The 17,258-nt window shown below is 44.2% G+C and carries 18 protein-coding genes; 12 read left to right on the plus strand and 6 right to left on the minus strand.

What is annotated here, in order from left to right; all coding sequences use genetic code 11:
* Positions 1–28 precede the first annotated feature (28 nt).
* From darB to PLE34_RS05095, 3 genes are all read right to left on the minus strand, one after another.
* Positions 29–1,177, minus strand: coding sequence for a dialkylresorcinol biosynthesis protein DarB (gene darB / locus PLE34_RS05085; protein WP_324554705.1), 1,149 nt, complete (start codon positions 1,175–1,177; stop codon positions 29–31).
* A 71-nt stretch (positions 1,178–1,248) separates the two neighbouring features.
* Positions 1,249–2,157: a hypothetical protein gene (locus tag PLE34_RS05090; RefSeq protein ID WP_324554706.1), complete on the minus strand. Its 909-nt coding sequence runs from the start codon at positions 2,155–2,157 to the stop codon at positions 1,249–1,251.
* Between the two features lie 12 nt (positions 2,158–2,169).
* The gene (locus tag PLE34_RS05095) at positions 2,170–2,682 is read right to left on the minus strand and encodes a hypothetical protein (protein WP_324554707.1); all 513 of its coding nucleotides are present in this window, start codon (positions 2,680–2,682) and stop codon (positions 2,170–2,172) included.
* Between the two features lie 188 nt (positions 2,683–2,870).
* Between PLE34_RS05095 and PLE34_RS05100 the strand changes: the two genes are divergently transcribed.
* Positions 2,871–3,398: a hypothetical protein gene (locus tag PLE34_RS05100; protein ID WP_324554708.1), complete on the plus strand. Its 528-nt coding sequence runs from the start codon at positions 2,871–2,873 to the stop codon at positions 3,396–3,398.
* Positions 3,399–3,878: 480 nt separating this feature from the next.
* Here PLE34_RS05100 and PLE34_RS05105 read toward each other — a convergent pair whose 3' ends face one another.
* Positions 3,879–4,631 (minus strand): glycerophosphodiester phosphodiesterase family protein, encoded by a 753-nt coding sequence (locus PLE34_RS05105; protein ID WP_324554709.1) that lies wholly within the window; start codon positions 4,629–4,631, stop codon positions 3,879–3,881.
* A gap of 377 nt (positions 4,632–5,008) precedes the next feature.
* Here PLE34_RS05105 and PLE34_RS05110 point away from each other — a divergent pair, with 377 nt between their 5' ends.
* The 10 genes from PLE34_RS05110 (at position 5,009) to PLE34_RS05155 (ending at position 15,292) form a co-directional block, all read left to right on the plus strand.
* Positions 5,009–5,821 (plus strand): thymidylate synthase, encoded by an 813-nt coding sequence (locus PLE34_RS05110; protein WP_324554710.1) that lies wholly within the window; start codon positions 5,009–5,011, stop codon positions 5,819–5,821.
* Positions 5,822–6,107: 286 nt separating this feature from the next.
* Positions 6,108–6,611 carry a dihydrofolate reductase gene (locus PLE34_RS05115; protein ID WP_324554711.1) on the plus strand — a complete coding sequence of 168 codons (504 nt, stop codon included), beginning with the start codon at positions 6,108–6,110 and terminating at the stop codon, positions 6,609–6,611.
* A gap of 40 nt (positions 6,612–6,651) precedes the next feature.
* On the plus strand, positions 6,652–7,449 hold the full coding sequence (locus PLE34_RS05120; RefSeq protein WP_324554712.1) for an O-methyltransferase: 798 nt from the start codon (positions 6,652–6,654) through the stop codon (positions 7,447–7,449).
* A 42-nt stretch (positions 7,450–7,491) separates the two neighbouring features.
* Entirely contained in the window at positions 7,492–8,613 is a 1,122-nt protein-coding gene (locus PLE34_RS05125) for a Re/Si-specific NAD(P)(+) transhydrogenase subunit alpha (protein WP_324554713.1), read from the plus strand.
* Positions 8,614–8,619: 6 nt separating this feature from the next.
* The gene (locus PLE34_RS05130) at positions 8,620–8,958 is read left to right on the plus strand and encodes a proton-translocating transhydrogenase family protein (protein ID WP_324554714.1); all 339 of its coding nucleotides are present in this window, start codon (positions 8,620–8,622) and stop codon (positions 8,956–8,958) included.
* Positions 8,959–9,030: 72 nt separating this feature from the next.
* The gene (locus PLE34_RS05135) at positions 9,031–9,393 is read left to right on the plus strand and encodes a four helix bundle protein (protein WP_324554715.1); all 363 of its coding nucleotides are present in this window, start codon (positions 9,031–9,033) and stop codon (positions 9,391–9,393) included.
* Positions 9,394–9,483: 90 nt separating this feature from the next.
* On the plus strand, positions 9,484–10,920 hold the full coding sequence (locus tag PLE34_RS05140; RefSeq protein ID WP_502875861.1) for an NAD(P)(+) transhydrogenase (Re/Si-specific) subunit beta: 1,437 nt from the start codon (positions 9,484–9,486) through the stop codon (positions 10,918–10,920).
* Between the two features lie 77 nt (positions 10,921–10,997).
* Positions 10,998–12,377, plus strand: coding sequence for a methyltransferase RsmF C-terminal domain-like protein (locus tag PLE34_RS05145; RefSeq protein ID WP_324554717.1), 1,380 nt, complete (start codon positions 10,998–11,000; stop codon positions 12,375–12,377).
* Positions 12,378–12,447: 70 nt separating this feature from the next.
* A complete protein-coding gene (locus PLE34_RS05150; RefSeq protein ID WP_324554718.1) occupies positions 12,448–13,404 on the plus strand; it encodes a muramidase family protein in 957 nt (318 codons plus the stop codon).
* Between the two features lie 442 nt (positions 13,405–13,846).
* Entirely contained in the window at positions 13,847–15,292 is a 1,446-nt protein-coding gene (locus PLE34_RS05155) for a Gfo/Idh/MocA family protein (protein ID WP_324554719.1), read from the plus strand.
* A 30-nt stretch (positions 15,293–15,322) separates the two neighbouring features.
* Here the strand turns inward: PLE34_RS05155 and PLE34_RS05160 are convergent, their stop codons facing one another.
* Positions 15,323–15,460, minus strand: coding sequence for a hypothetical protein (locus PLE34_RS05160; protein ID WP_324554720.1), 138 nt, complete (start codon positions 15,458–15,460; stop codon positions 15,323–15,325).
* 24 nt (positions 15,461–15,484) lie between these two features.
* On the opposite strand from PLE34_RS05160, the gene PLE34_RS05165 reads away from it, so the two are divergent.
* The gene (locus PLE34_RS05165) at positions 15,485–16,141 is read left to right on the plus strand and encodes a 3-keto-disaccharide hydrolase (protein WP_324554721.1); all 657 of its coding nucleotides are present in this window, start codon (positions 15,485–15,487) and stop codon (positions 16,139–16,141) included.
* A gap of 102 nt (positions 16,142–16,243) precedes the next feature.
* Here PLE34_RS05165 and PLE34_RS05170 read toward each other — a convergent pair whose 3' ends face one another.
* Complete coding sequence (locus PLE34_RS05170; protein ID WP_324554722.1) at positions 16,244–17,242, minus strand: Gfo/Idh/MocA family protein; 999 nt, start codon at positions 17,240–17,242, stop codon at positions 16,244–16,246.
* Positions 17,243–17,258 lie beyond the last annotated feature (16 nt).

Below are 17,258 nucleotides of genomic sequence, written 5' to 3' on the forward strand. Positions count from 1 at the left end.
GCTTTCATTTCCACATTTCTCACATTCCTTAGCATACAGTCAATAAACCATACATATATGAAAAGCGTGAGCTTTCGGGAACCAGTAAAAGAATTTTATCGCCTTTTTTAAGCTTCCCGCTATGAAATAATTCATCAATCATCATATACACCGATGCCGCGCCTACGTTGCCCACGGTACTTAAGTTAACGAACCATTTTTCATACGGAATACCGATGCCATTGTATTCTAACCGCTCATATATCTTGCTTTTAAAAAAGTTGCTGGACATATGGGGCAGAAAATAATCTATATCATCAGGCGTTAATCCCTTCTTCTCAAATAATTGTTTCAGCTTAATGCCACCCAGTGGAACGATGTGTTCGCTGAGCAGCTTTACATCCTGCTTAATGCTCATTACAGAATGCTCATTTATTTCATCCGGCGTATATTCTAAGAAACTTTTCAGGGTTCCGTCTTCGAGCTTTTCGCCGGCCATATACATGCAGGTTTCCATTTCCTGCGCGTAAGAAACGCCTTCCAGCCATTCGATGCGAAGCGTTAAGCCTTTTTCATTTTTTTTGTCTGATAATAAAAATGCCGATGCGCCGTCCGATAACATCCATCTTAAAAACTCTTTCTCAAAGCTGATATAAGGGTTTTCTTCCAGTTCGATCAGCTTCTGCACCTCATCTTCAAATTTCTCTGCACGCAGTGATGCCGACATTCTTTCTGACCCGGTAGCCACAGCGGTTGTAAGCTCCCCTGTTTTGATGGCCATGTACGCATATTTAAGCGCATGCATACCCGCACAGCAAACACCGGAAGGTGAAACCACTTCTATAGCGCCGCTTTCCGGAAGCCAGCCATGAACCATTACCCCATGAGAGGGCATCAGTTGATCGGGAGAGGAGGTGCCGCATGACAATAGTTGAACAGATTTTATATCATCCGGGGCGCCATTAAATAAAGACTTTACGGCCAGGGCCGCCATCTCTGCGTTAGTATGGGTTACCTTTCCTCCTTTTTCCAGTGCGTAGTACCTGTTGGTAATTCCATTATTGCGCAACACGATCCGCTTAGACTTGGACGGCTTGTTATTAATATAGCCCAGGTATTCCTCCATCTCATCATTTGAAACAGGGCTGTTGGGAAAAAAACTGGCTGTTCTTGTAATATAAACTTCGTTCAATGACATTTTCTTCAAGTATGAAATTCAAAAATAGAATATTATCAAATACAATTAACAGTTATATCGTTGTCTGTCAATTACTTCAGGGACACACCTGCATAATATTCTTTTTGTCGTTTTATCCGCTTACCCAGAAAGGGTTTAAAAAACAAAGCGTCAACCAGTAAAATAACAGGCGCCGCAATACAAAGAGCAATTAAAAGATAATATTTGAATGCAACAAGTAAGGCGCGTCTTTTTTTGCTGCCATTAATGATTTTCGACCATATCGAAAATATGCGACCTGCTTTTCGTTCAATGAACATCAGGTTGTATTTTACGTTTACCGCCTGTTGCTGCAGCAAGTGGGCCTGCAGATCGTGCCACTCATTTTTTTGTAAATGAGTGTTTACCGTTTGGCCAAACAAAGCGGCATTGGCAATGTCTTCATCCGATACGCCGGGTTTGGGGAATATCCCCCATTTCCTGTCTTTTTTGCCGGTAAGCATCCAGTAAAGGATCGTTACCAGGCTGATATAGTTATTATGCCGGTCTACCAGCGCAATGTTTCCCGCCAGGTTTGCACCGGCTTCTTTAAGCAGCTTTTTTACTTTCTCCTGGGCGTTGATCCACATATTCCTGCATCCGCTGATCGTAACCACCGGCGTATTGTTAAGTATGGCTTTAAATAACCGATGCCGTAGCAATGAGCCGGCAGGAATGCTTGGCGATAAAAACCAGGGCTGATAACCCAGTATGATCAAGTCGTATTGTGCTTCTTTAAAAGTAAAGGGTTCCAGTGCTGTGGGAATGCCATCCACACTCTCCGGCATAGCGTCAAAAAACAGGGCGGACGTCCATGGAAAAGGAAACGGTTTGGCAGGGTAAATGCGCACTTTCTCTACGGTAATATCGGCAGCGGATGCCAGCGGCTTGGTAAAATGATCAATAATACTTTCCATTTGGCCGGATTGCGTAAAATAAACGGCTAAAACTTTTTTACTCATACTTGCCGGGGATTAGAAGTCTTGGGGTGATAAAACTTTAGATGATTTGCTGTAATCAAGGATAGCTTTTTGAACGCTTTCCGGAACAGATCTGAAATGCTCAACCAGGTATTGACGATCTTCCTCTAATTGTTGGTCATAATGGAGTATTTTGGGCGCCTTTTCCTGTATCATCAGCCGGAGGAACCGGAATTCGGCATTACCGGCATTTGCAGCGATCATGCTATCTAATTTTTCCCTCCCTGCCTTAAATGTTTTGAGTTTGTGGGATGCGCCTTTGATCAGTCCTGCTTTTTTCATCATTAATGCGCCTTCAAAAGCATCTTTTTGCCCGTGTGCGCTTTGGCTTATAATATCCAATTGTTTTTCAATACCGTTAATATCTGCGCTGGTAAAGGCCGCATAATAAGCCTTGCGGTTAAAATCAACGGAATTGCTTTGAGCAGGCAGCAATTGCGATGTGAACAATAATAATATTACCGTAAAGAATGAAGGTGCAAACACTGATCTTTTTAATGTAAACATACAGGCGTCAAATATAATAAGAATAATATTTTTTAGCTACATGCAATTTTAATGAGGCTGTGAAACGAGAAGTGGTATAAGTTAAAACAATTATGTTAACGACTGTTTAAAAACTGTGCCATACAGCATAATAAGTTATGATATCTTTCTTTCGGTGTTATCTTTGCCACATCAAATTAAAAATTGTTATGATGAAAAAATTGTTATGCATGACCCTGATCGCAACGGGTATCAGCGTTGCCGCCACAGCACAGGGAGATTACAGAAGCGCTATAGGTATACGTATAGCGCCGGAATCTTATTATGACCTTTTTGCGTTTTCCTATAAAACCTTTGTTAGCGATGCCGGAGCTTTTGAATTGAATGCCGGGGGAGGAACTAAGGGATACTATTATACTAATAACAGGTATCGTCCGTTCAGTCTTTCTGTATCAGCAGGATATCAGCACCATTTTGATATACCGGTAACCGGGTTGAAATGGTTTGTAGGCGGAGGTTTAACAGGCTATAATGCATTTTCAGGAGAAAACAGGTATAAGGGCTTTGGATTCGGGTTCTATCCAACAGGAGGCTTGGATTATAAGTTCCCTTCTATACCGTTGAATTTAACTGCGGATTATAGGCCAACTATATTTTTCACCCGTCCCGATTATTATGATTCTTTTCATGCCTCTAATTTTGGTATAGCGGCACGCTATGTTATTGGCGGCAGGTAAAATTGTATTTATAAATGTAAAACGCCCCGGACTAATCATTATCCGGGGCGTTTATTTTGATATGCTTCTGTTTCTACTGTGCTTAGGTGTTTTTTTAACACATAGGCACATAGGTGCACATAGTTTTTTTGCATTCTCTATTGTGTTTCTGTGCTTCTGCTGTGTCTAATGTGTTTAGTTTTTTCCTGACCACATAGGATCATAGGCACATAGGTTCACATAGTTTTTTTGTATTCTCTATTGTGTTTCTGTGCTTCTGCTGTGTCTATGTGTTTAGTTTTTTCCTGACCCCATAGGATCATAGGCACATAGGTGCGCATAGTTTTTTGTATTCTCTATTGTGTTCTTATGTTTCTATTGTGTCTATGTGTTTAGTTTTTTCTGTAACACATAGGATCATAGGCACATAGGTGCACATAGTTTTGTGCTCTCTATTGTGTTCCTATGTTTCTACTGTTCCTATGTGTTTAACGTATTTTTTCATCTTCCTTTTTTATCAATGAGGTCAAATAACAGCTCCGGCTCGTTAGTGGTAATATAATCAAATTTATTATTGATGAACCACTCCATGTCTTCTGCATTGTTTACCGTCCAAACATTCAGGTTCACTCCCAATTTCTGAGCGTCTGCGATCCAACTGTTATTCTTTTTAAAAACAGCGTAATGATAGTCTACCCCCCAGATCTTATCCGCTGCCAGTTGCTCCGGCGTCTTCTCTCCGTTAAGATAGGCGGTTTTGGCGCCGGGTTGCAGTTCCAGTATTTTTTTGAGTATATCATAATCGAAGCTGATATACATGATCCACGGTTCGGCCCTGAGCTGCTTTACCAGCGTCACCACTTTTTCCGCGAGGTACTGTCCCCGTTCTTTGCTTATGGTGGAGGGCTTGATCTCCAGTACCATCATGGTTTTGGTTTGCTGCATGCCTTCCTTCAGGTAATGATATACCGTGGGCAGCATTTCGCCATTGGATAGTTTTGTTGCGGATAATTCGGCATAGGTGCTTTTTTCAATGGTTAGCCCTGCATAATGTGCATCGTGGTTAACCACCAGGCTGTCATCTGCCGTAAGATGCACATCAAACTCTGAGCCGGTACAACCTATCCGCACCGCTTCTTTTAATGAGGCAATAGAGTTTTCAGGCAGGTTGTTTTTCTTCCAGGCGCCACGATGGGCAACAACAATATTAGGCGCAAACGACAGGGAAGCAGCCGTGTTTTTTTTAGTGGACATACAACCGTTTGATAATAACAAAAAAAATACAGCAGGAAGTAAAAAAATCTTTTTCATTTTGTAATTATTTCAGTGATAACAGTAAAAGCTAATCTTAAGCCGGAATTTCTATGAGTTGTAAAGATCAGTGAATATTTTATAAATATAAAGAGGAAGCCCTGGACGTAAAAAATTCTAATCGTGGCTGTCAGCGGTCAGCAGTTAGCGATCAGTAAGAAAATACCGGATCTGAAACGGTTTTCCGTATACTCACATTTTCCATATTCACCCGCAGTCTGACGCTCCTTTCATTTTCAAACCAGCCTGCCGGCTGGCAGATTTCCACATTTCCGCATTTTCAAATTATCTCCTTGCAGCTTTTGCCGTAACTTGCACCCATGCAACAATACCTGCAGTTACTTCAGCATATTATGGATAGCGGTGTGCAAAAGCACGACCGTACGGGAACAGGCACCATCAGTTGTTTCGGCTACCAGGCAAGGTTTGATCTGCGTAAGGGATTTCCGCTGGTAACCACCAAAAAGCTACACCTGAGAAGCATTATATACGAATTGCTGTGGTTTTTAAAAGGCGATACCAATATCAAATATCTTAATGAGCATAAGGTAAGCATCTGGAATGAATGGGCCGACAGTAATGGTGAATTAGGCCCGGTATATGGCAAGCAATGGCGTAGTTGGGAAGGGGCAAACGGACAAACCATTGACCAGATCAGGGAGGTAATTGACCAGATCAAAAAAAATCCGGACAGCCGCAGGCTCATTGTAAGTGCATGGAATGTAGCCGATCTTCCCAAAATGGCTTTGATGCCTTGTCATAACATGTTCCAGTTTTATGTAGCTGAGCCGAAAGGCGGAGGAAAGCCTGCCCTTTCCTGCCAGTTGTACCAGCGGTCTGCCGATGTTTTCCTGGGCGTGCCTTTTAATATTGCTTCCTATGCGCTGCTTACGCTAATGATTGCGCAGGTTTGCAGCCTTGAACCGGGTGAATTTATACATACCTTCGGCGATGTGCATTTATATAACAATCATATTGAACAGGCAAAGCTACAATTATCGCGTACGCCTTATGCGTTGCCCGTAATGCGGCTGAACCCGGAAGTGAAGGATATTTTTGATTTTACATTCGAAGATTTTACGCTCGAAAACTACCAGCATCATCCGGCCATAAAAGCGCCGGTGGCGGTATAGGGATTTATAGTTTATTGTTTGTTGTTTACCGTTGGTTCGCTTCGGATTTGAACGTCATTGCGAGACCCTACACAGATATGAATGATGCGTACTATTTTGTAAGGGTCGAAGCAATCCCCTGATTGGGATACGGTTTATAATCTGTAAATGGAATTACTACTTTCATTTACAGTTTGTCGTTTATGATTTACCGTTGGCATTTCGTTTCGGATTTCGGATTTTTGACTTCGGGCTTTGAAATTATTTGTTTTTTGTTATTTGGTTCTTTGTATTGAATTATTAGGATATGATTATATCGCTCATCGTGGCTGCTTCGGAAAACAATGCCATCGGCAACAATAATGAACTGCTGTGGCGTTTGCCCAACGATATGAAGTTCTTTAAGAACACTACCTGGGGCATGCCGGTGATCATGGGCAGGAAAACTTACGTGTCTATGGCAGCCGAGCCTTTGCCGGGAAGATATAATATTGTTATTACCCGCCGGCACGATCACGGCATTCACCGCGATGATGTGTGGGTAGTAAGCTCGGTGGAAGAAGCGCTGGCAAAAGCGGCAGAAACCGACTGCAAAGAAGCTTTTATAGCCGGTGGCGGACAGATATACCAGCTTTTTTTGCCGCTTGCACATAAAATTTATATAACCAGGGTACATGCGGTATTGGAAGGCGACACTTTTTTCCCGGCAATAAACGAACAGCAATGGGAAAAAGTGTACAACCTTGATTTCGCGGCCGATGACCGTCATGCATATGCTTATTCCTTTCAAACCTGGATAAGAAAGCAATAAGATTTCTTTTTTTGGGGTGCTGTCCATAGCTTTAACACGGATGTACAATAAATTCCAGCTCGCTTTTAAATATCTTCAATACTATGGCGCCGCCGCTAATGGCAGCGGGCATGGCGTGCATTCGCCTTTCGTGTTTGAGTTTATTACAAAAGTATTAAACGATAAGCGCTTTTTTTATGCCTACGACCGGGTAGAGCGTTTGAGGGCACATGTGCTGCTTAACGATGAAAAGATTGAAGTGCAGGATTATGGCGCCGGATCTGCGGTTATGGCTTCCCGTAACAGGAAGGTGAAAGATATTGCCAGGTGGTCGCTTAAATCGGCCAAATACGCCCGGCTGCTTTTCCGGATGGTTAATTATTACCAGCCCCAAACCGTTGTTGAGCTGGGCACTGCTTTGGGCATTACCACTGCCTATCTTGCATCGGCAAATACATCTGCTCAGGTATATACATTAGAAGGTGCACCGGCTATAGCGGCGTTGGCCAGGCAGCATTTTGCGCAGCTCAGGCTTTCTAATATCCATTTAACCGTGGGTAACTTTGATGATACCCTGCGAACTGTTCTGGCAAAAGCCGGTAAAGCAGATTTTGCTTTTATAGACGGCAATCATCGAATGGAGCCAACACTGCGCTATTTTAACTGGCTGTTGCCTTATGTGCAACCCGGTTCCCTGTTTGTTTTTGATGATATACACTGGAGCGCTGAAATGGAAGCAGCGTGGCGCGTTATCCGGTCTCATCCTTTAGTTACCTGTAGCATTGACCTGTTTTTTATAGGCGTTGTTTTTTTTACACCCGGCTTTAAGGAGAAGCAACATTTTAGCATAAGGTTTTAGATTGTAAGTCCTTTTTTCCCTGAAAATCTTTACATTCATTTTATGATCGCAGGTATACTCAAAGAACCTACCGGAGAAAACAGGGTGTCGTTGTTACCCGAAGAGGCAGAAGCGCTGGCCAAGAGGAATGTGGAAGTACGGGTAGAAAGCGGAGCAGGGGATGCTGCCTTCGCTGATGAACACGCATATCATGCAAAAGGCGTTTCTTCTTATGCAAGAAACGCATTGCTTTCCCAATGCGATATTATTCTTTCTATTCACGGAATTGTGCCGGAAGAAATAAGTACAATAAAAAAAGGAGCCATTGTACTGGGTGTTTTGCAACCCCTTTATGCCGGGGCTTTGATGCAGCAATATGCGGATGCCGGCGTTACGGTTTTTAGTATGGATATGCTGCCCCGCACCTCCCGCGCACAAAGTATGGATGTACTGAGCAGCCAGGCCAATATCGCGGGCTATAAAGCAGTATTAACCGCCGCTAATCATTATGGAAGATATTTTCCCATGTTCATGACGGCTGCCGGCAGCATTGCGCCTGCAAGGGTATTGATTTTGGGTGCAGGCGTGGCAGGGTTGCAGGCCATAGCAACCGCAAAAAGGCTGGGCGCCGTGGTAGAAGTATTCGACACCAGGCCTGCGGTTAAGGAAGAAGTAATGAGCCTGGGAGCTAAATTTATTGAAGTGGAAGGCGTTGCCGATGCCAGTGAAGCCGGGGGCTACGCTGTTGATCAACCGGATGAATACAAACTCAGGCAGCAGCAAAAAATTGCAGACCATATTGCCAGGGCTGATATAGTAATTACTACGGCCCAGATACCGGGTAAAAAAGCACCATTGCTCATTACGGAAGATATGCTGAAAACCATGCGCAACGGTTCGGTAATTGTTGACATCGCCGCCGAAACCGGTGGCAATACGCCATTTACAAAAAACGAAGAAACCATACGTTATAATGGCGTGAGCATTATTGGCAATTCCGGTCTCCCATCATCCATGCCCTCTGATGCCAGTAAATTATATGGCAGGAATATCCTGAATTTCCTGTATCTCCTGATTGATAAAGAAGGCAAATTAAATCTCAGTTTCAACGACGACCTGGTGAAAGGAACATGCGTGGTATATAACGGGGAGATCGTAAATGAAAAGATCAGAAATGTAATATAACTATATATGGAAGCATTACTTTCTTTTATTTCGCAGCATCAGCAAATGATCTATATCGTTATACTGATGGTGTTTGTGGGCATTGAAGTAATAGGACGGGTACCTGCCGTATTGCATACACCCCTGATGAGCGGCGCCAATGCCATTCACGGCGTAGTGATCATCGGCGCTATTATTGTAATGGGCCAGGCGGCAAAAGATAATTATCCCGCGCTGGTGCTGGGCTTTCTGGCCGTAATATTAGGCACTTTAAATGTGGTAGGCGGATTTGTGGTAACAGACAGGATGCTGGAAATGTTTAAGGGAAATAAAAATTCAAAGAACCAAAAAACAAGAACCAAATAAAGTTAAAAATAAAAAAATAAAAAATAAATTAGAGCATAAAATAACCTATTCATCTCACCAAACTCCTGCATATTGGAAAGGCAACAAAATAAATATGACCTGGAAGAAAGAACAGCGGTTTTTGCGGAACGGGTCAGAGACTTCTGTTTAAAATTACCAAGGAATAGTATAAATGCCGAATATGTGTCACAATTAATCCGGGCGGGTAGTTCGCCGGGTGCTAATTATATTGAAGCGAATGAAAGCATAGGTGATAAGGATTTTAAGATGAAAATTAAAACATGCCGGAGAGAAGCAAAAGAATCTGCGTATTGGTTAAGACTTGTTATAACCGATCATTCTTCTGAAATGGAAAATGAAAGGCTTGGATTGAGGCAGGAAGCAAAAGAGTTTATTTTGATATTTTCTGCTATTTTGAAAAAAAGAGGGGAATGATCAGGATCAGGCCTTTTGAATTTAATATTTATTATTTTTTTGTTATTTTTTTTTTGCTATTTGAGATTTCAAACTTAGAATGTGGCAGCTATATTAACAATCATTTACCTCCTCGCCTCCATTACCTTCATCATTGGGTTAAAGATGCTGGCGCATCCGGCCAGGGCGCGGAGGGGAAACCTTATAGCCGCTGCCGGGATGGCTGCCGCTATTGCGGGAACGATCTTTTTGTACAAAGATGAAGAGGGAAATTTCCTGCAAAATTATACATGGATATTTGGAGGATTAATAATTGGAGGTATAGCGGGAACGGTTGCCGCACGCAAAGTGAAAATGACGGCTATGCCCGAGATGGTGAGCATATTCAACGGAATGGGGGGCGCCTGCGCGGCTTTAATATCGGTGGTGGAATTCGGGCATCTTATGGACGGACTGCAATCGGTACCAGGACTAACCGCCATTGATATAACTTTTCAGGCAGGGTTGCGGCAGCAACTGCTGATCATTTTGGCCGGACTTGTTATCGGGAGCATATCCTTTGCCGGTAGTATGATAGCCTGGGGCAAGCTTAATGGTAAGATCAGGGATTTTATTTTTACAGGACAGCATATTTTTAATATTGTTCTGCTGCTGGTTATTTTTTTTATGGCGCTGTACCTCGTTGGCTGGCTGCCGGCAAGTGGTGTTTTGCTGTTTTATATTATCCTGGGCTTATCCCTGCTGTATGGCGTTTTTTTTGTGATGCCTATCGGCGGAGCAGATATGCCGGTGGTTATTTCGTTGCTCAATTCTTTTACCGGCGTGGCTGCGGCCTGCGGAGGCTTTTTATATAACAATAAAGCCATGCTAACAGGTGGAATATTAGTTGGCGCGGCGGGTACATTGTTAACCATCTTGATGTGCAAGGCCATGAACCGTTCGCTGCTCAATGTGCTGATTGGCTCTTTTGGAACTGGTCATAAAGGCGCGGCGGGAGCTAAAGCGGAAGGGGGCGCCGCCTACAAAGAGATATCGCTGAGCGATGCGGCAATGGTAATGAACTATGCCCATAAGGTCATTATTGTTCCGGGCTATGGGTTGGCTGTGGCGCAGGCCCAGCATACCTGTCATGAGCTGGAAAAGCTGCTCGAATCGAAAGGCGTGGAAGTTACCTATGCCATACATCCTGTGGCCGGCCGCATGCCCGGTCATATGAATGTGCTGCTGGCAGAGGCCGATGTGAGCTACGATAAGCTGCAGGAAATGGAACAGGCCAATAACGATTTTCCCTCCACCGATGTGGTACTGATCTTAGGAGCGAATGATGTAGTTAACCCTGCCGCTAAAAATGATCCTGCTTCTCCTATTTATGGCATGCCCATATTGGATGTGGAGCTGGCAAAAACCGTTATTGTAAACAAGCGGAGCATGAAACCGGGGTACGCCGGCATAGAGAACGATCTTTTTTTTCAGCCAAAAGCATCCATGCTGTTTGGCGACGCCAAGAAAGTGCTGCAGGACCTGATCAGTGAGCTGAAGGAATTATAGTACCGTTAAAAATAGTTCCTGCAAAGCCATCCTGTAATAATGCGTAATATATTTGCAGCTTAAAACCGGATCATTATTTGCACCTTCCTGCCGCATTCATAAACAGCTTACAAAACGCTGAAGGCTTTTCCAAAGAAGCTTTTGAGCAGGAACATGCATCGCCTGTAAAGGTTACTTCTATCCGTACCAATCCTTTTAAATGGCGGCAACCGCGCTTACCCCTTACCCCTTACCCCTTACCACTACCTTCTCCGGTTCCCTGGTGCAGTACCGGTTTCTATCTTTCGGAGCGGCCTTCCTTTACCCTTGATCCTTTGTTTCATGCCGGGTGCTACTATGTGCAGGAAGCCGCTTCCATGTTCTTAGAGCAGTTCGTAAAAGCTGTGTATCCCGATCATGCCACAGCAAGATACAAAGTACTTGATTTGTGTGCCGCTCCCGGGGGTAAAGCAACGCACCTTTCGGCCCTGTTTCCCGAAGGTTTAATAGTAGCCAATGAAGTGATTAAAACAAGAGCAGGTGCTTTAACGGAGAACGCAGTGAAATGGGGAAAGGAAAATATAGTGGTAACGAGCAATGACGCGTCAGACTTTAAAGAACTGCAGGGTTATTTTGATATGATTGTAGTGGATGCCCCCTGCAGCGGCAGCGGCATGTTTCGAAAAGATCCAGATGCCATTGCAGAATGGTCGCTGCAAAATGTAGGGCTTTGCAGTAAACGGCAGCAGCGTATTGTAGAGGATAGCTGGCCAGCGTTAAAAGAGAACGGGATATTGATCTATTCTACCTGTTCTTATTCGGTGGAGGAAAATGAAGCGGTTGTAGACCGGATAGCAGAAATCTTTGATGTAGAAACGATACCTGTTCCCGGTGCAACCGGTTGGGGAATTGTGGAAACGGTTTCTGAGCAAAAGCATATGTATGGTTATCGTTTTTACCCCGATAAAGTAAAAGGTGAAGGTTTTTTTATTGCATGTATGCGAAAGAAAGAAGCGGTTGCTGCGCAAATACCAAAACCTAAAAAATTCATAATGGCTTCAAAGCAGGAGCAAAATGCGATTTCTGCCTATTTAACGGCTCCGGAACAATTTGAGCTGGTGCGTTCCAACGATGAGGTTAAGGTGCTGAAAAAGAATGATACGGAAGACCTTGCTGTACTTTTTTCGGTATTGTATATAAAGAAGCTTGGTATTAAGGCGGGCAGGGTAATGAGAAATGAGCTTATTCCATCGCATGACCTGGCGCTCAGCACTATTATTACAATGAACCTGAAGGCAATAGATGCAGACAATGAAGCTGCTTTGGATTATTTACGGAAAAAAGATATTCCGGCAGGCAACGCTGCGGGGGGCTGGAACGTCGTAAGATTTATGGGATATAACCTGGGGTGGGTTAAAGTATTACCCAACAGGGTAAATAACTATTATCCTTCTCCTTTTCGCATATTAAAGCATTGATTTTCACGTTATATCATGCAGTATACATTTTTTACTTATTTTCGTAAGTGCTGAAAATAAATAATATCTGATGAAAAAACTGGTTATTGTATTGCTCTCATTTGGTATTGCGCTTGCACTTAAAGCACAGCCTGCAGACCTTATTATTCAATCAGAGAATAGTAAACTCTTTATTAATCATACAGTTGAGCCAAAGGAAAATCTTTATAGCATCGGTCGGTTATACAATATCAGCCCGAAGGAAATAGCACCTTTTAATGGATTGTCTTTAAACAGCGGGCTGGAAATTGACCAGGAGCTTAAAATACCATTGCAGGTTACCAACTTTACACAACACGGCACAGCAGCCGCCGATGAAGTTTTTGTTCCGTTATATCATATTGTTGCCCAAAAAGAGGGCTTATACCGCATAGGGCAAAACTTTAATAAAGTAAGTGTAAGCGACCTTAAAACCTGGAACAACCTGAGCTCGGAAACGATCAGTAACGGGCAGGCGCTGGTTGTGGGTTTTCTCAGGGTTAAAACAAATCAGTCTGCCCTGGCAGCTAAGGGTATAAAGCGCATAGGCGGTAATGTTGCCCATACACCGGCAGTAGCTCCGCCGGCAACTACCCGGCCGGTTGAGGAACCTGTGGTAAAAGCCGTTGAAACTGCTCAAAATACTGCATTGCAAAGCGATACAGAAGGAGCGGGTTTTTTTAAGAACAGCTATCGCGAGCAGGCGGGAAGCTTTAATGCATTTAAGCGTGAGATGGGAGAAGCCGCTGTTTTTAAAAGCACGAGTGGCTGGCAGGATGCCAAATATTATGCTTTAATGAACAATATTACGCCCGGCACCATTGTACGTATCACCAACGCCAATAATAAGCGTATTATATTTGCCAAAGTGCTGGGCGAGCTTCCTCCAGGCAGGGAAAACGAGGGGCTGCTTATCCGCATCAGCAATGCAGCGGCTGCGGAACTCAAGATCAGCGATAAAGATCCGAAATTTTCTGCTGAAGTAGCTTATGCGAAAGACGGGCGCTGATGCAGCCGCAATGGCTTAAGCGTTGTATTTTACAGCATTATGTGGCTTAAAGCACGTACATGTAGCAAAAAATATTTGAAATTTAATTGTGTAAGCTGCCGGAACGGTAATGCCGGCAGTAATAGTAATCGTATTCGTTTTTAGCAGGAATCTTTCTGCATCCTTCAAAAAAAAATCGGTATGTTCGGGTATGCGGGCGATTACCATCTCTCTGTTCACATACGAAGTAGGCAGGTATGGTAACTTAACGCTCCTTCAGAATCCGGCTTAAACAGGAGACCGGGTGCTGTTCCGAAAACATTGCAGTGATATTTATTGCAAAACGCTTAATTTAGTTATGCACCTCAACTATTTACGCTTTGTGTAGCGATGATCTATATAACGAGAAAGAGCTACTATACATGAATAGGTCTAATAATTTGATTGCTTAAAAATCGTATGTATGTCAGAAAAGAAAAACAGATCCCGCAGGAGCTTTATTAAAAATACAGCTTTGGGCGCCGCGGGCTTTATGATCGTCCCCCGCAATGTTCTGGGTAAAGGTATTACAGCACCGAGCGATAAATTAATTATTGCCGGCGTGGGAGCAGGAGGCAAGGGCCGCTCCGATCTCGCTAATTTTTATAAAAGCGAAAAAGCAGAAATAGGTTTTTTGTGCGATGTGGATGACCGCATGGCTGAAGAATCCCGGAAAAGGTTTCCCAAGGCCAAGTATTATAAAGACTGGAGGGAAATGCTTGATAAAGAGGCCAAATCATTTGATGCCGTTTCAGTGTCTACGCCCGATCACACCCACGCTGTAGTGGCGATGGCTGCTATGCGCAGAAAAAAGCATGTGTATGTGCAAAAGCCACTCACACATGATATTTATGAGGCGAGGATGCTTACTGAAGCAGCCGATAAATTTAAAGTGGTAACCCAAATGGGCAACCAGGGCGCTTCGGGTGATGGTGTACGCCAGATGCAGGAATGGTTTGATGCGGGAATAATCGGCGATGTGCATACGGTATACATATTTACTAACAGGCCAATTTGGCCGCAAGGCATTCCCTGGCCTTCCGGAAAGCCACCCGTTCCTAAGGAATTAGACTGGAATTTATGGCTGGGCACCGCACCGCAGAAGGATTATGTAGACGGCCTGATACCCGGTAGCTGGCGTGGCTGGTGGGATTACGGCACCGGCGCCCTGGGCGATCTCGGTTGTCACCTGATGGAAGCTCCATTCAGAATATTGGGTTTGGAGTATGCGCTCGACGTGCAGGCATCTGTAACCAGCGTATTCACAGCTTTTGGTAAGCGCGGATATTTCCCCGATAGTTTTCCGCCGTCAAGTCATGCTACGCTCACTTTCCCCAAAACATCAAAAACAAAAGGCCAGGTAATTATGCACTGGATGGATGGTGGTATTAAGCCGGAGCGTCCGGAAGAGCTGGGTGCCAACGAAGTGTTTGGCGATGGCAACAGCGGTATTCTGTTTATAGGCACCAAAGGTAAAATGATGGCGAGCGAATATGCAGCCAATCCGCGGTTGTTACCGCTTACAAGAAATGACGAAGTAAAAGTACCGCAAACAATAAAACGTGTTCCGGGGAGCGCAGACGGGCATTATGCACAATGGGTAGAAGGTTGTATAGCCGGCTATGGCAATATGGAGCTGAGCTCTCCCTTTAAAAAGGCAGGACCGCTTACCGAAGCTATATTAATGGCCAATCTCGGTATAAGGGCGGCTGATACTCCCAAGCCAAGAGCCAATGGTAGGGGCAATGATTATCCGGGCGCCAATATGAAATTGCTGTGGGATTATAAAAATATGCGTGTTACCAACCTTGAAGAAGTAAATCGTTTTGTAAAACGCGAATACCGCCAGGGATGGACATTGGATTTTTAATATGTAAAAGAGGCTGTCTCAAAAGAGCCGCTATAGAAGATATGCCACTAAGACACTAACCTGCCTGCCGGTAGGCAGGGACACAAAGTCCTGATCTTCAGGTTTTATTTTCTTCGTGTTTTCGTGACTTCGTGGCAAAATATTGCTTTCGAGACAGCCTCTTTTCATTACCATTCATTTTAAAGTTTGATCATGAAAAAAAATATTTTCTTTCTTGCAGCAGTGCTGCTGCTTGCCGCCTGCAGCAGCCAGAATAAAATAAAAGACAGCAGCAAGGACAGCCATAGCGATCAATGGATCAGCCTCTTTGATGGTAAATCAATGGATGGCTGGAAAGAAAGCGAAGGGCCTTCGTTCAGCATTGAAAATGGCGCCATAAAAGTTGCAGGAAAACGCTCCCATCTGTATTATGTCGGGCCGGTGAACGATCATAACTTCAAAGATTTTGAGATCAGGATGCAGGTTATGACGCGTGCCAACTCCAATTCAGGCGTTTATTTTCATACCAGGTTTCAGCAGAAAGGTTTTCCGGATGATGGTTTTGAAGTGCAGGTAAACAATTCACACCGAGACTGGAAAAGAACCGCGGGGTTATATGATATTAAAGATACGGCGGCCACTTTTGTAAAAGATGACGAATGGTTCGAACTGGGTATTCGGGTTGAAGGCAAACATGTTATTACCAGGATCAACGGGCAAACCATCATTGACTGGACGGAACCCGAAAATGCTGTTGCACCAAAAGGACATCCCGGCCGTTTAATAAAACCCGGCACATTTGCATTCCAGGCGCACGACCCTAACAGCGTGGTGTATTATAAAGATATAATGGTGAAGCCGTTGCCTTAGGTTAGGCATTGGGGGAGATACCTCCATTCGCCGGCAATACAAGCCGCTATGCAGGGTGTGAGGTGCCCGGCAGGGTTTCCAACCTTTCAAAGAAACCCTGCGTTATACCTCATCAGCCGGGTACCTGATTCCCGCTTTACTTCTAATTTCGTCCATTACCTCCATCAACACCAAAGTGTCGGCATGTGTCATTACCGGGCTTTCGGTTAGGCCTTTGCGTAAGCATTCACCCACATGCCGTGCTTCGTAGTGATAGCCAAATCCTTCTGTAAGCTGCGTGGGGATGATGGTTTTACTGTCTGCTCTCCCGGGATAAAATTCAATAGTGGTATCCGGTGTATAAAAGCGATGGGTAAGGCGTATCCTGCCCTTATTGCCGCTAATGTCGGCTTCTGTGGCAAGATGAGCGTAGTAGGAAGAAAAAAGCTGTGCCATGGCGCCGTTGTTATAACGAAATAAAATAGCACACTGCTCATCCACATTGGTAGCAGCGGGCGTCATGCTGGCTTCAATATGATCTGGTTTTCCCAAAGCCGACAGGGCATAAAAAACATTATATATACCAATATCCAGCAGGGTGCCGCCACCCAGCGCAGGATTATACAGCCGGTCGGCAACAGGCGCCTGCGGTATGAAGCCAAAGTTGATGAGCACATTTTTTATTTCACCCAATTGCCCGTTACGGATCATTTCCATCATTTTTTGCCAGGGGGGCGTAAATTTCGACCACAGGGCCTCCATCAAAAATACCTGCTGTGCTTTGGCTGCCGCTATCATTTCTTTTGCCTGCCGGGCATTCAGCGCAAATGCTTTCTCGCACAATACCGCTTTGCCATGTTGCAGGCAAAGCAGGGCATGCGCATAATGCAGTCCGTGTGGTGTGGCAATGTATATTACATCTATATCAGGGTTTTGTACCAAAGCCTCATAATTGTTGTACTGCACGGCTGCAGGATATAAGCCGGAAAATAATTCAGCATTGGCTTTGCCGCGTGAGGCAATGGCGTACAGTTCAGCATCTTCCACCAGCTTCAGATCGGACGCAAATTTTTGTGCGATGCGCCCGGCGCCCAGTATGCCCCAGCGTATTTTTTTTGTCATATCAACTAAACGATTT

Source organism: Agriterribacter sp. (assembly GCF_035445465.1).
Lineage (GTDB): Bacteria > Bacteroidota > Bacteroidia > Chitinophagales > Chitinophagaceae > Agriterribacter.

Bases quoted from the DNA above. Each gene is read 5' to 3' on its own strand.
- PLE34_RS05100 (WP_324554708.1), top strand. From the start codon at position 2,871: ATGATGAAAAAATTGTTATGCATGACCCTGATCGCAACGGGTATCAGC.
- PLE34_RS05125 (WP_324554713.1), top strand. From the start codon at position 7,492: ATGATCGCAGGTATACTCAAAGAACCTACCGGAGAAAACAGGGTGTCG.
- PLE34_RS05090 (WP_324554706.1), bottom strand. From the start codon at position 2,157: ATGAGTAAAAAAGTTTTAGCCGTTTATTTTACGCAATCCGGCCAAATG.
- PLE34_RS05115 (WP_324554711.1), top strand. From the start codon at position 6,108: ATGATTATATCGCTCATCGTGGCTGCTTCGGAAAACAATGCCATCGGC.
- PLE34_RS05130 (WP_324554714.1), top strand. From the start codon at position 8,620: ATGGAAGCATTACTTTCTTTTATTTCGCAGCATCAGCAAATGATCTAT.
- PLE34_RS05165 (WP_324554721.1), top strand. From the start codon at position 15,485: ATGAAAAAAAATATTTTCTTTCTTGCAGCAGTGCTGCTGCTTGCCGCC.
- PLE34_RS05110 (WP_324554710.1), top strand. From the start codon at position 5,009: ATGCAACAATACCTGCAGTTACTTCAGCATATTATGGATAGCGGTGTG.
- PLE34_RS05120 (WP_324554712.1), top strand. From the start codon at position 6,652: ATGTACAATAAATTCCAGCTCGCTTTTAAATATCTTCAATACTATGGC.
- PLE34_RS05160 (WP_324554720.1), bottom strand. From the start codon at position 15,460: ATGAAAAGAGGCTGTCTCGAAAGCAATATTTTGCCACGAAGTCACGAA.
- PLE34_RS05155 (WP_324554719.1), top strand. From the start codon at position 13,847: ATGTCAGAAAAGAAAAACAGATCCCGCAGGAGCTTTATTAAAAATACA.
- darB (WP_324554705.1), bottom strand. From the start codon at position 1,177: ATGTCATTGAACGAAGTTTATATTACAAGAACAGCCAGTTTTTTTCCC.
- PLE34_RS05150 (WP_324554718.1), top strand. From the start codon at position 12,448: ATGAAAAAACTGGTTATTGTATTGCTCTCATTTGGTATTGCGCTTGCA.
- PLE34_RS05105 (WP_324554709.1), bottom strand. From the start codon at position 4,631: ATGTCCACTAAAAAAAACACGGCTGCTTCCCTGTCGTTTGCGCCTAAT.
- PLE34_RS05095 (WP_324554707.1), bottom strand. From the start codon at position 2,682: ATGTTTACATTAAAAAGATCAGTGTTTGCACCTTCATTCTTTACGGTA.
- PLE34_RS05170 (WP_324554722.1), bottom strand. From the start codon at position 17,242: ATGACAAAAAAAATACGCTGGGGCATACTGGGCGCCGGGCGCATCGCA.